10 protein-coding genes and 1 rRNA gene are annotated in these 12,152 nt (G+C 69.0%); 7 read left to right on the top strand and 4 right to left on the bottom strand.

The window, feature by feature from the left end:
• The 4 genes from rrf (at window position 1) to KBO27_RS04130 (ending at window position 5,368) form a co-directional block, all read left to right on the top strand.
• A 5S ribosomal RNA gene (gene rrf / locus KBO27_RS04115) occupies window positions 1-117 on the top strand.
• A 166-nt stretch (window positions 118-283) separates the two neighbouring features.
• Window positions 284-1,030, top strand: coding sequence for a type 1 glutamine amidotransferase (locus KBO27_RS04120; RefSeq protein WP_210968652.1), 747 nt, complete (start codon window positions 284-286; stop codon window positions 1,028-1,030).
• A 51-nt stretch (window positions 1,031-1,081) separates the two neighbouring features.
• Window positions 1,082-4,114: a bifunctional [glutamine synthetase] adenylyltransferase/[glutamine synthetase]-adenylyl-L-tyrosine phosphorylase gene (locus tag KBO27_RS04125; RefSeq protein ID WP_210968653.1), complete on the top strand. Its 3,033-nt coding sequence runs from the start codon at window positions 1,082-1,084 to the stop codon at window positions 4,112-4,114.
• Between the two features lie 393 nt (window positions 4,115-4,507).
• Complete coding sequence (locus KBO27_RS04130; RefSeq protein WP_210968654.1) at window positions 4,508-5,368, top strand: SMP-30/gluconolactonase/LRE family protein; 861 nt, start codon at window positions 4,508-4,510, stop codon at window positions 5,366-5,368.
• Window positions 5,369-5,484: 116 nt separating this feature from the next.
• Here the strand turns inward: KBO27_RS04130 and glnA are convergent, their stop codons facing one another.
• A complete protein-coding gene (gene glnA / locus KBO27_RS04135; RefSeq protein ID WP_210968655.1) occupies window positions 5,485-6,909 on the bottom strand; it encodes a type I glutamate--ammonia ligase in 1,425 nt (474 codons plus the stop codon).
• A 219-nt stretch (window positions 6,910-7,128) separates the two neighbouring features.
• Here glnA and KBO27_RS04140 point away from each other — a divergent pair, with 219 nt between their 5' ends.
• Complete coding sequence (locus KBO27_RS04140) at window positions 7,129-7,599, top strand: RDD family protein (RefSeq protein ID WP_307870229.1); 471 nt, start codon at window positions 7,129-7,131, stop codon at window positions 7,597-7,599.
• Window positions 7,600-7,660: 61 nt separating this feature from the next.
• Here KBO27_RS04140 and KBO27_RS04145 read toward each other — a convergent pair whose 3' ends face one another.
• The 3 genes from KBO27_RS04145 to KBO27_RS04155 form a co-directional block, all read right to left on the bottom strand.
• Entirely contained in the window at window positions 7,661-8,389 is a 729-nt protein-coding gene (locus KBO27_RS04145; RefSeq protein ID WP_132679602.1) for a DUF4191 domain-containing protein, read from the bottom strand.
• A gap of 349 nt (window positions 8,390-8,738) precedes the next feature.
• Window positions 8,739-9,740 carry a lipoyl synthase gene (gene lipA / locus KBO27_RS04150; protein ID WP_132679603.1) on the bottom strand — a complete coding sequence of 334 codons (1,002 nt, stop codon included), beginning with the start codon at window positions 9,738-9,740 and terminating at the stop codon, window positions 8,739-8,741.
• A 175-nt stretch (window positions 9,741-9,915) separates the two neighbouring features.
• Window positions 9,916-10,407: a hypothetical protein gene (locus KBO27_RS04155; RefSeq protein ID WP_210968656.1), complete on the bottom strand. Its 492-nt coding sequence runs from the start codon at window positions 10,405-10,407 to the stop codon at window positions 9,916-9,918.
• Window positions 10,408-10,517: 110 nt separating this feature from the next.
• On the opposite strand from KBO27_RS04155, the gene KBO27_RS04160 reads away from it, so the two are divergent.
• Window positions 10,518-11,120, top strand: a complete 603-nt coding sequence (locus KBO27_RS04160) for a TetR/AcrR family transcriptional regulator (protein WP_210968657.1) — start codon at window positions 10,518-10,520, stop codon at window positions 11,118-11,120.
• A 43-nt stretch (window positions 11,121-11,163) separates the two neighbouring features.
• The gene (locus tag KBO27_RS04165; protein ID WP_210968658.1) at window positions 11,164-12,108 is read left to right on the top strand and encodes an LLM class F420-dependent oxidoreductase; all 945 of its coding nucleotides are present in this window, start codon (window positions 11,164-11,166) and stop codon (window positions 12,106-12,108) included.
• Window positions 12,109-12,152: the final 44 nt, after the last annotated feature.

Here is a 12,152-nt window from a genome sequence, read left to right on the forward strand (position 1 = left end):
GTCGGTGGCGATGGCGGGGAGGGTCCGCCCGGTCCCATTCCGAACCCGGTAGCTAAGCTCCCCAGCGCTGATGGTACTGCACTCGCTAGGGTGTGGGAGAGTAAGACACCGCCGACACAATCCTTAGATGGGGTGGGCAGGAGAAGAAATTCTTCCGCCCACCCCATTTTCATGCCCGAAAAGCCGCGGGGAAACCTGATTCAGGGCCCGCCGGCGGACGAACACGGGTTGTGGCGCGAGTTCGTTGTTGAGGAAGTGGACCCGCCGCCCGTAACCTCGTGCCATGAGCGGTGTTCGGATCTTGGTCGTGCAACCGTCGCCTGTGGACCCTCTGGGGCGCCTCGGTGACTGGTTGAGGGATGCCGGCGCCGAACTGGAGGTCGTGCAACCCGCGGAACGCGCTCTGCCGAGCCGCGACGATTACGACGCGCTCGTCGTTCTCGGCGGCGAGATGGGCGCGTACGACGACATCGACCACCCGTGGTTGTCGGCCGTCCGGCAGATGCTCAGCGGCGCGGTGGCCAAGCGGCTGCCGGTTCTCGCGATCTGCCTCGGCGCGCAGCTCCTGGCGGCGGCGACCGGTGGCCAGGTGCGGCCCATTCGGAAGGGCCCGGAGGTCGGCACCCTTCTGGTGGCCAAGCGCGATGTCGCCGCCGAGGATCCGCTGCTCGGTCCGCTGCCGCTGACGCCGGACGTGGTGCAGTTCCACAACGACGAGTTCAGCCTGCCTCCCTCGGCGCAGCTGCTGGCTTCGTCCCCGAAGTGCGACAACCAGGCGTTCCGTCTCGGAGAGTGCGCCTACGGCTTGCAGTTCCACATCGAGACGACGCCGGAAGTCGTTCTGGAATGGGCCCGGAACTCGCCGGAGATGGCGGCCACCGCGCGCCCCGGCCAGCTCGACCCCGAACACCTCGTTGAGTTCCACGCCGATCTCGCTGAAACCTGGCAGCCGGTCGCAGAGCGATTCGTGCGCATCGTCGGCACGCCACCGGAAGAGCGGAAGGCGAGCAGGTTCCTCCCGCTCGCGTGACCTCGCGCAGGCGGCTCCACACAGGGGCCCGCTGCCGACTACGGTTCGGATATGGCCAACAGCAACTCGTCCAGGTCTGGTTCGGTCCCGTCGACGGCCCGGTACGGGTTCAGCGACGCCGAACGAGCCGAGGACCAGTTGAAGCGTGCCGGGTGGTGGTCGGCGCGCGGTCCTGGTGAAGCCGAACCGATTCTGGCCGCGCTGTCGCGCACCCCTGACCCGGATCTTGCGTTGCACTCGCTGGAGCGGATGCGGGAATCGTCCCCCGACGAGTGGGACGCCCTCGCCGCGGCGCTGTCGCAGGACGTGGGACTTCGAGGACGGCTGTTCAGCGTGCTGGGCGAGTCCACGGCCTTCGCCGATCACCTCGCCGCCCACCCGGGTGACTGGGTTCGGCTGGGCTCGGACGCGACTCCGCCGGAGACGGTCGACGAGTGGACCGCCGCGCTGCTGGCCGCTGTGGGCGCTGAAGGGGATGGGGAGCCGGGAACCGCGGGCGGACCCGTCGCCAAGCTCCAAGGCCAGGAGGCGGTCCGCGAGCTGCGCGCGACCTACCGGGCGCTGCTGCTGGACGTCGCCGCGCGCGACCTGGGTAGCATCGCCGAGCCCGGTCTCCCGCAGGTGTCCTACGACGAGGTCGCGGACATGCTCTCGGATCTGGCGGTCGCGGCGCTCAAGGCGGCCCTCGCGGTGGCGGTCGCCGAGGCCGGGATCACCGAGGTGCCGCGGCTGTCGGTCATCGCGATGGGCAAGTGCGGCAGTCGCGAGCTGAACTACGTCAGTGATGTCGACGTCGTGTTCCTCGCCGACAGCGAAGCCGATGTCGCGCCCGGAACTCGCTTGGCGAGCCTGATGATGCGCATCGTGGGGCCGGCGTTCTTCGAGATCGACGCGAACCTCCGCCCGGAGGGCAAGGCGGGTGCGTTGGTCCGCACCCTCGACGGGCATCTCACCTACTACCGGCGCTGGGCCAGGACCTGGGAGTTCCAGGCGCTGCTGAAGGCGCGTCCGGTCGCCGGTGACGCGGAGCTGGGGCTGCGGTACCTCCAGGCGGTGCGGCCGATGGTGTGGACCGCCGCCGAGCGGGATGACTTCGTGGCCGACGTGCGCTCGATGCGCAGGCGGGTCGAGGCCCACGTGCCGTTGGACCTGGCCGAGCGGGAGCTGAAGCTGGGGCGCGGGGGTCTGCGCGACGTGGAGTTCGCGGTGCAGCTGCTGCAGATGGTGCACGGCCGCAGCGACGAATCGTTGCGCTCCTCGTCCACTCTGGAGGCGCTGCGATCGCTCGGCGACGGCGGTTACGTGGCCAGGGCCGACGCCGCCGACCTGATCGACTCCTACCGGTTCCTTCGGACCGTGGAGCACCGATTGCAGCTGCGCCAGCTGCGACGCACGCACCTGTTCCCGGAGTTCGACGACGCGGACGCGCTGGGCGTGCTGGGACGGGCGGTCGGGTTCCGGTCCAGCGGGCGCAACACGGCCGCGCAAGCGCTCGTGGCCGAGTTCCGCAGGCACGCCAAGCGGGTCCGGAGACTGCACGAGAAGCTGTTCTACCGCCCGCTGCTGGAGGCGGTGGCGAAGGTGCCGACCGAGGCGATGCGGTTGACGACCTCGGCCGCCGCCGAACGGCTCGCCGCGCTGGGCTACACCTCACCGCAGGGGGCGTTGCGGCACATCGGCGCGCTGACCTCGGGTGTCTCGCGCCGGGCGAGCATCCAGGGCGCGCTGCTGCCGGTGCTGCTGGACCTGCTGGGAAACACGCCGGATCCCGACGGTGGTCTGCTCGCCTACCGCAAGGTTTCCGAGGCGCTCGCCGAAACTCCCTGGTACCTGAGGCTGTTGCGGGACGAGGGAGTGGTGGCCGAGCGGCTCGCTCAGCTGCTGGGCACGTCGAAGCTGGTGCCGGAACTGCTGATCCGCGCTCCGGAGGTGCTGCGGCTGCTGGCCGACACGCCGGCGCTGGCGGAGCGCGGTTCCCACGAGGCGGCGATCTCGCTGCGCAGCACGGTCGGTCGTTACGCGGATCCGCAGCGGGCGGCGGCCGCTGCGCGTTCGCTGCGCAGGCACGAGCTGCTGCGCATAGCCTGCGCGGACCTGCTGGGGCTGGTGGAGCTCGACACGGTGTGCCGGGCGTTGTCGAACATCTGGGTCGCGGTGCTGGAGTCGGCGCTGGACGTGTCGGTCCGGGACACCGCGTCGAAGTGGGACGGCGAGATCCCCGCGAGGATCGCGGTGATCGGGATGGGCAGGCTCGGCGGCGCGGAGCTCGGTTACGGCTCGGACGCCGACGTCCTGTTCGTGTGCGAGCCGATCGGCCAGGCCGATGAGGCCACGGCGTTGAAGTTCGCGGGCACCGTGGTGGAGCGGGTGCGCGCGTTGCTGGGCGCACCGAGCCAGGACCCGCCGTTGGAGGTCGACATCGACCTGCGGCCGGAGGGCAAGCAGGGACCTCTGGTGCGGACGCTGGACTCCTACCTGTCCTACTACCGGCGGTGGGGCGAGGCGTGGGAGTTCCAGGCGCTGCTGCGGGCCCGCGCGGTGGCCGGTGACCCGGACCTGGGGGAGCGGTTCTGCCGCGCCATCGACCCGATCCGCTACCCCGAGGGCGGTCTCGACGAGACCAAGGTGCGGGAGATCCGGCGGATCAAGGCTCGCGTGGACGCCGAGCGGCTGCCGCGCGGCGCGGACCCGGCGACGCACACCAAGCTCGGCCGGGGAGGGCTGGCCGATGTCGAGTGGACGGTGCAGCTGCTGCAGCTCCAGCACGCCCACGAGACGCCGCAGCTGCGCACGACCTCGACGCTGGACGGCCTGCGCGCGGCGGCGGAGGCCGGACTGCTCAGCGAGTCCGACGCGCAGGAGCTCATCGACGCGTGGATGCTGGCGACCCGCTTCCGCAACGCGGTCATGCTGGTCCGCGGCAAGCCGGGCGATCAGCTGCCCAAGCACGTGCAGGAGCGAGCCGGGGTCGCGGCTGCCCTGGGCTACTCGGCCGAGGTCGACACCGGTGAGGTGGTCGACGACTACCTGCGGGTCACCCGCCACGCCAGAACGGTCGTCGAGCGGATCTTCTACGAGGCGTGATCACGATCCGGCAGGCCGGGGAGCAACTGGTGGGGTTTCCCGTTCCGATTATTCTCGGCTGATCGGTGCAGGTCGGCCACCTGCACCGAATTATTCGAGACCATTTCGCTCGCCGGACGAACAGAGGTCCACGCGATCCCCTCACCGGAGAACAAGGGGTCGATCGAATTCCATCGGAGCACGGGCTTCCGCGTCCTCCGGCGGTGATGGCGAAATCGATGGCATCCCCGTGATCTGCGATGACGCCGGTCGCGGTGGTGCTCGCGTCCGTTTCGCCCTCGAACTGGGTTGGACCAGCCGAACGCCGAAACCCGCCGGTCGGCGGTCGCTTCGGGGGCGAATGGATCCCTAACCTGATCAATGCACCGCGGTCTGGGATAAGGGGACTGGAAAATGTCCGAGGACTTCGAGCTGCTCGTCGACCGACAGGCCTTATGTGGAAGCGCTCCGCTGTGGATGTCCGCCCAGAATTGCGTGTATTGGGTGGATCTGCTGCGCAGGGAATTGCACACCTTCTACCGCGATACCGGCGTCGACGAGGTCCGGGTGCTGCCGGGCAAGGTCACCGCGCTGGGGGCCACGCGGCAGGGGCAGCTCATCGCCGCGGCCAACGGCGGGTTCTCCCGGGTGCATCTGGGCCGTTCCGGTCTGGAACCGGTGGTGCAGGTGCGCAACGGGGATCGGATGAGCATCGGTGGCTGTGATCCGGCGGGCCGGTTCGTGGCCTGCACCCTGACCCACGCGGCGGACCTGCGGGCCAGCGGTTGCTACGTCCTGGAGAGCAACCGGGCGCGGCTGCTGATCGACGGGCTGACCGGGCCGGGCGGGGTGGCGTGGAGCCCGGACGGCACCCGGATGTACGTGGTGGACGTGCGCACGATCTGGATCTACGACTACGACCCGCAGCGCGCCCGCGCCTACGGCGGGCGCAAGTGGGTGGTGTGCGCGGAGTCGGATGGCATTCCGGAGGGGCTGGCGGTCGACTCGGAGGGTTGCGTGTGGGTGGCGATGCACTGGACGGGCCGGATACATCGCTACGCGCCTTCCGGCGATCTGGAGACGATCTTGTGGGCGCCGACGAGGCGCGTCAGCGGCCTGGCCTTCGGCGGTTCCCGCCTGGAGGAGCTCTACGTGACCTCGGCCTGCTTCGGCTACGACGAACCGGCCTTCAACGCCGACCCCTACGCGGGTTCTCTCCTGCGCTTCCGCCCCGGCGCGACGGGCACCCCGCTGCCTCCCTGGCAGGGGATCTGATCACTGATGTTGATCACCCAGTGCTAATAGCCGTTCGCATCGCCCACTGATCCGGGAAAGGAAGCGGCCCCGCTGGTCCGGGGACCGGCGGGGCCGCTTTTCAGCTGGTCATCGACTCACACGTCGAAGTACAGCGAGAACTCGTGCGGGTGCGGGCGGAGGCGGATCGGGTCGATCTCCTCTTCGCGCTTCAACCGGATCCAGGTCTCGATCAGGTCCGGGGTGAAGACGCCACCCTCGAGCAGGAAGTCGTGGTCGGCTTCCAGGTTGTCGATCGCCTCGGCCAGCGAGCTCGGGACGGTCGGCACGTTCTTGGCCTCTTCCGGCGGGAGCTCGTAGAGGTCCTTGTCGATCGGCTCGGCCGGCTCGATCTTGTTCTTGATGCCGTCCAGGCCCGCCATCATCATCGCGGCGAACGCCAGGTACGGGTTGCCGGACGGGTCCGGGCAGCGGAACTCGACGCGCTTGGCCTTCGGGTTCGAGCCGGTGATCGGGATGCGCATGCAGGCGGAGCGGTTCCGCTGCGAGTACACCAGGTTCACCGGAGCCTCGAAGCCCGGCACCAGGCGGTGGTAGGAGTTCACCGACGGGTTGGTGAAGGCCAGCAGCTTCGGGGCGTGGTGCAGGATGCCACCGATGTAGTAGCGCGCCATGTCCGACAGGCCCGCGTAACCGGCCTCGTCGTAGAACAGCGGGTTGCCGTCCTTCCACAGCGACATGTGGCTGTGCATGCCCGATCCGTTGTCCTCGAACAACGGCTTCGGCATGAAGGTCACGGTCTTGCCGGCCTCCCACGCCGTGTTCTTGATGACGTACTTGAACAGCTGCAAGTCGTCCGCCGCGTGCAGCAGCGTGTTGAACTTGTAGTTGATCTCGGCCTGGCCGCCGGTGCCGACCTCGTGGTGGGCGCGCTCGATCTCGAAGCCCGAGCCCTGCAGCTGCACGACCATCTTGTCGCGCAGGTCGGCGAAGTGGTCGTACGGCGAGACGGGGAAGTAGCCGCCCTTCATCCGGGTCTTGTAACCCCGGTTGCCGCCCTCCTCGTCACGACCGGTGTTCCACCAGCCCTCGATGGAGTCGACCTCGGCGAAGGTCTTGTTCGGGGCTTCCCCGAACTTGACCGAGTCGAAGATGTAGAACTCGGCCTCAGCGCCGAAGAAGGCGGTGTCGGCCACGCCGGACTCGGTCAGGTACTGCTCGGCCTTGCGCGCGATGTTGCGCGGGTCGCGGCTGTAGGGCTCCAACGTGAACGGGTCGTGCACGAAGAAGTTCAGGATCAGCGTCTTCTCGGTGCGGAACGGGTCCACGCGCGCCGTGTAGGGGTCCGGCAGCAGCAGCATGTCCGATTCGTGGATCGACTGGAAGCCGCGCACGGACGAACCGTCGAAAGCGAGACCGTTGGTGAACGAGTCCTCGTCGAACGCGCCGGCGGGCACCGTGAAGTGCTGCATGACGCCCGGCAGGTCGCAGAACCGGACATCGACGAACTTCACGTCCTCATCGGCGATGAAGCGGAGGACCTCGTCTGGATTCTTGAACAAGCTCGGTGGCTCCTTCACGCAGTCGTACAGCTCACCGGTGCCACGTAGATCTGGTCGCCGCCGGCTCGTCAATGACGGTATGTCACCGGTGTTGCCCCGGCGTCTCCTGAATGTTTCGCGGGCGTTAACGGCCACCTGAACGGGTGATGCCGGTTACAGATCGCGGTGGAAACCGATGCTCCGAGCGGGCTGGTGGAGCCGGTGCGTACCCTGGATGACGTGCGAAATGTCCTCGGCTCGTGGCTGGACGGCCCGAAGAGCGCAATGAACCAGGCGCGTGAACAGGCCGGCGAGAGCCGGCCTGCGTTCCGCGGCGAGAAGCTCGGGTTGCCCGAATCCGGGCCCGGCTCCGCGGCACCGCTGCGCAAGCGGCTGCTGGCCTTCGTGGTCGACCTGGTGCTCGCCGCGCTGATCACCGCCGCCTTCACCGCACCCGCCTACCCGGGCGACTGGAGCCTGCTGACCTGGCTGGTCATCACAGTGGTGCCGGTGTCGTTCTTCGGCGCGACCCCCGGCATGGCCCTGACCAAGATCTTGGTGGCGCGCGTCGATGCCCCCAAGATGGTCGGCCCGCTGCGCGCGGCGCTGCGCGGCCTGCTCACCGTGTTCATCATCCCGGCCGTGATCTGGAACTTCGACGGACGCTCCTGGCACGACCGCATCAGCGGCACCATCGTCCTGCGCCGCTGACACCCGGTTACGAGAACGGACCCGGGGAAGCATCCCCGGGCCCGTTCTCGTTCGCTTCGCGTTACTTGGCGCGGCGCATCGCGCGCGACACGTTGCGCATCTTGGCGCCCTGCGGAACCGGGCCCTTGGGCATCGCGTTGCCGCGGCTGGCCAGAGCCGACAGGCGGTTCTCGATGTTGTCGATCTGGGCCGGGCCGATGTTGCGCGGCAGCTTCATGATCCGCTGCTGCAACTTCGGCAGCGGGACCTGGCCCTCCTCGTTGCCCACGATCATCTCGTAGATCGGGGTCTCGCCGACCAGGCGCGACACGCGCTTCTTCTCCTGCGAGACCAGGTTCTTGACCCGGCCCGGCGAGCCTTCGCCGACGAGCACGATGCCCGGCCGGCCGATGATCCGGTGCACCGCGTCGAGCTGCTGGGTGCCGGCCACCGCCTGGGAGACGACCCAGCGTCCCCGCAGGTTGTCCAGCGCCCAACCGGCAGCCCCGGGCTGCCCCTCCGCCTTGCGGAACACCGTCGCCTGCACCCGGCGGCCGAAGATGATCACGGCTGCGAGCAGGCCGAACGCGAGGCCCACGGGCAGGAACACCCAGTGCAGACCCCAGATCATGCCCAGCAGGAAGACCACGACGGTCACACCGAGGAACGCCCCGAGCATCAGCGGCAGGAGGAGCTTGTCCTCCCGGCGCTGCATCTTGAACGCCTCGAAGATCTGCTTGACGCGGCCTACCGAAGCCTGACGTCGCTGTTTGGCCGCCTCTTTCTTAGCGGCCTTGTCCTGCTTGGCCATGCCTCTCAGGATACGGCTCTCTTCTTGTTCTCTGTAGGCGCGTCCCTGGTGGCGTGATCGAGATGTGTCCGGTGTCCGGGGAGCTCGGTCCACTGACAAGACTCAGTGGTCGTCCTGCTCGGCGGTGCCAGAAGCGGAACCTGAGCGGCTCCGTGGACTCCGTGCGCCGCTCCTTGAGTATGTGAATACGCGGCGTCACGGCGTACTCGTCACGAAGCCGCTCAGAACCCGCGGCGGTGCCGGTTGCTCGGGTGGGGCACTGAGAAACCGGCTTCGCCGGTTGCTTGACGTGGGCTTTTGTTGAAAGAAGAAGGGGCGCTTCCTGTCGGAAGCGCCCCTCTTTTTCTTCTCAGCGGTTGAGCAGGCTGCTGGCTTCTTGTGCTGCTGTTCCTGCTTCTGCGAGGTGGGCCATGTTGTCCGGGAGGGGCATGCCTCGGTGGACGGTGGCCTTGGCGAACAGGCGGCCTGCTCGGTAGCTGGAGCGGACCAGCGGGCCGGCCATGACGCCCGGGAAGCCGATCTCCTCGGCGGCCTGGGTGTGCTCGACGAACTCCTCCGGCTTCACCCAGCGGTCCACCGGGTGGTGCCGCGGGCTCGGGCGCAGGTACTGGGTGATCGTGATGATGTCGCAGCCCGCGTCGTGCAGGTCCTGCAGCGCGGGGCGGACCTCGTCGGGGGTCTCGCCCATGCCGAGGATCAGGTTCGACTTGGTGACCAGGCCCGCCTCGCGCGCCTTGGTGATCACCTCGAGCGACCGCTCGTAGCGGAAGCCGGGGCGGATCCGGCGGAACACGCTGGGCACGGTCTCCAGGTTGTGCGCGAGCACCTCCGGCCGGGAGCCGAAGACCTCTTCGAGCTGGTCGGGCTCGGCGTTGAAGTCCGGGATGAGCAGCTCCACGCCGGTGCCCGGGTTGAGGTCGTGGATCTGGCGGACGGTCTCGGCGTACAGCCAGGCCCCGCCGTCGTCCAGGTCGTCGCGGGCGACACCGGTGACGGTGGAGTAGCGCAGGCCCATGGCCTGCACGGACTCGGCGACCTTGCGCGGTTCGGAGGTGTCCAGCGCGGCAGGCTTACCGGTGTCGATCTGGCAGAAGTCGCAACGACGGGTGCACTGGTCACCACCGATGAGGAAGGTGGCCTCGCGGTCTTCCCAGCACTCGAAGATGTTCGGGCAGCCCGCCTCCTCGCAGACGGTGTGCAAACCCTCGCGCTTGACGAGTCCCTTGAGCTCCTTGTACTCGGGACCCATCCGCGCGCGGGTCTTGATCCACGACGGCTTCTTCTCGATCGGGGTCTGGCTGTTGCGGGCCTCCAACCGCAGCAGCTTGCGACCCTCAGGCGCCACAGTCACGCGCCCAGGCTACGCCCTCCACCCCCGGTGTTGGTCAAGGGAGTCGGGCTGAGCTGGGAAGATTTCCGCAGGTGGTGATGGCCCTCACCCCGGGCTCGGAAGCTGTGCGGAATGCTGCGAGCGCCAGCCCGGAACCAGGCATGCTGCACAGTCCGGGCCGGCGCAGGGCGCGCTCCTACAGGCTCGGGATGAGCTTGCGGAGCGGGCTGGGTCGATCGTCGCGCTTCGCGATCGGGGTCGCGCGCAGCAGTTGGACGAAGGTGCGGCCGACGCGAGCGACCTCGTGCGGCGGCTCGTGCTCGTCGGCGAGACCGGCGGCGATCGCCAGCAGCCGGTGCTCGCGCTCGGTGGCCGCCGACAGCGCGGGGTTGGCGGAGTGGACGTCCAGCGCGGCGCGCAGGCCCGGGTTCGCGCCGGCGGTGCGGCGCCACGCCATGGTGACCGCCTTGACGCGGTCGTCGTGCGGCTCGTTCTCGGTGTCGATCAGCGCGACTTCGACGCGGCCGGTCAGCTGCTGCATCCACTTGTGGTGCAGCGCGGCGAGCAGCTCGTCGGTGTCGCGGAAGGGGCTGGGCACGGTGTCGAGGGCCGCGGTGAGGTCTCGACGAGCGCTGTCGAGTACCTCGGCCAACGCCTGTTGCCTCTGGTGGAAGTCGTTCCAGCTCATGGCGCTCTCCAGGGGTCGGGGATACCCGAGGTGCAGCGACATACCCTCGGTATGTCGCGTGTCCACGGTACCACGGCGGCGTACCGTCGGTATGTCATAGGCTTGTGAGCATGGCTACAGCACGTCCGCGGCGCGTCGAGTACTCCGAAGCCACCAGGCAGGCGCTGGTGGATTCGGCCGTGGACCTGTTCACCGAGCACGGCTACTCGCAGACCTCGCTCGAGGAGATCGCCAAGCGGGCGCGGGTCACCAAGGGCGCGCTGTACCACCACTTCGGCGGCAAGCAGGCGCTGTTCGAAGCCGCTTTCAGCGCGGTGGAGTCCGGTGTCGTGGCGCGGCTGTCGGAGGTCGTCTCGGATCCCGGCGACCCGTGGGAGGCCACCCGGTCCGGGCTGCGGGCGTTCCTGGAGGTCTGCTTGGAGCCCTCCTACCAGCGCATCGTCGTGCAGGACGGGCCCGCGGTGATGGGCTGGGGGCGCTGGCGCGACGCCGAGGAGGCCTACACCTTCGGCGTGCTGCGCACCGTCGTGTCCAACCTGATCGCCTCCGGCGAGATCGGCGACGCGCTGCCGGTCGACGCGCTGGCGCGGATCATGTTCGGCGCGCTGTCGGCGGGCGCGACCGCGATCGCCGCGTCCTCCTCGCCGATGCAGGAACGCGCCGACATCGCGGTGTGCATCGAGCGGGTGCTCAACGGTCTGCGCGTGGGCTGACCGCCACGGCGCCCGGTGGATCGGGCAACTAGCCTCGGTGATCGTGACAGAGAACTTCCAGTTGCGGATCTTCACCGAACCCCAGCAGGGCGCGAGCTACGACGACCTGCTGCGCGTCGCCAAGCGCGCCGAGGACACCGGCTACGACGCGTTCTTCCGCTCCGACCACTACCTGAAGATGGGTGCCGTCACCGGCGAGCCCGGGCCGACCGACGCCTGGGTGACGCTGGGCGGCCTCGCGCGCGAGACCAGCAGGTTGCGGCTGGGCACACTCATGACGGCCGGGACCTTCCGGTTGCCCGGCCCGCTGGCGATCGCGGTCGCGCAGGTCGACCAGATGTCCGGTGGCCGCGTCGAGTTCGGCCTGGGCAGCGGCTGGTACGAGGAGGAGCACACCGCCTACGGGATCCCGTTCCCGTCGCTGAAGGAGCGGTTCGACCGGTACGCCGAACAGCTGGAGATCATCACCGGTCTGTGGGAGACGCCGGACGGCGAGACGTACTCCTTCGACGGCGAGCACTACCAGCTCACCGACTCCCCGGCGCTGCCCAAGCCCGCTCAGCGTCCACGCCCGCCGGTGCTGATCGGCGGTGCGGGCAAGAAGCGCACCCCGGCTTTGGCGGCCCGGTTCGCCGATGAGTTCAACCTGCCGTTCGTCGACGTCGAGACCGCCGCCGCGCAGTTCGAGCGCGTCGACGCCGCCTGCCAGGCGATCGGCCGGGACAGCGGTGAGATCGTGCGGTCCGCGGCGATGGTGCTGTGCGTCGGCAAGGACGAGGGCGAGCTCGCCCGCCGCGCCGAATCCATCGGCCGCGAGGTCGCCGAGCTGCGCGACAACGGCTTGGCGGGCACGCCGGACGAGGTCGTCGACAAGATCGGCTCCTGGCGCGAGCGCACCGGCATCACCCGTCTCTACCTGCAGGTCCTCGATCTCGCCGACCTCGATCACCTCGACGTCGTCGCCGATCAGGTCGCCCCGCAGCTGTGACCCCACCGCGGGTGGCCGGCTCGCTCCGGTCACCCGCGGACGGT

It is taken from the genome of Saccharopolyspora endophytica (assembly GCF_018070075.1).
GTDB lineage: Bacteria > Actinomycetota > Actinomycetes > Mycobacteriales > Pseudonocardiaceae > Saccharopolyspora > Saccharopolyspora endophytica.

Bases quoted from the DNA above. Each gene is read 5' to 3' on its own strand.
- KBO27_RS04155 (WP_210968656.1), bottom strand. From the start codon at position 10,407: ATGAGCTGGAACGACTTCCACCAGAGGCAACAGGCGTTGGCCGAGGTA.
- KBO27_RS04125 (WP_210968653.1), top strand. From the start codon at position 1,082: ATGGCCAACAGCAACTCGTCCAGGTCTGGTTCGGTCCCGTCGACGGCC.
- KBO27_RS04120 (WP_210968652.1), top strand. From the start codon at position 284: ATGAGCGGTGTTCGGATCTTGGTCGTGCAACCGTCGCCTGTGGACCCT.
- KBO27_RS04160 (WP_210968657.1), top strand. From the start codon at position 10,518: ATGGCTACAGCACGTCCGCGGCGCGTCGAGTACTCCGAAGCCACCAGG.
- KBO27_RS04145 (WP_132679602.1), bottom strand. From the start codon at position 8,389: ATGGCCAAGCAGGACAAGGCCGCTAAGAAAGAGGCGGCCAAACAGCGA.
- KBO27_RS04130 (WP_210968654.1), top strand. From the start codon at position 4,508: ATGTCCGAGGACTTCGAGCTGCTCGTCGACCGACAGGCCTTATGTGGA.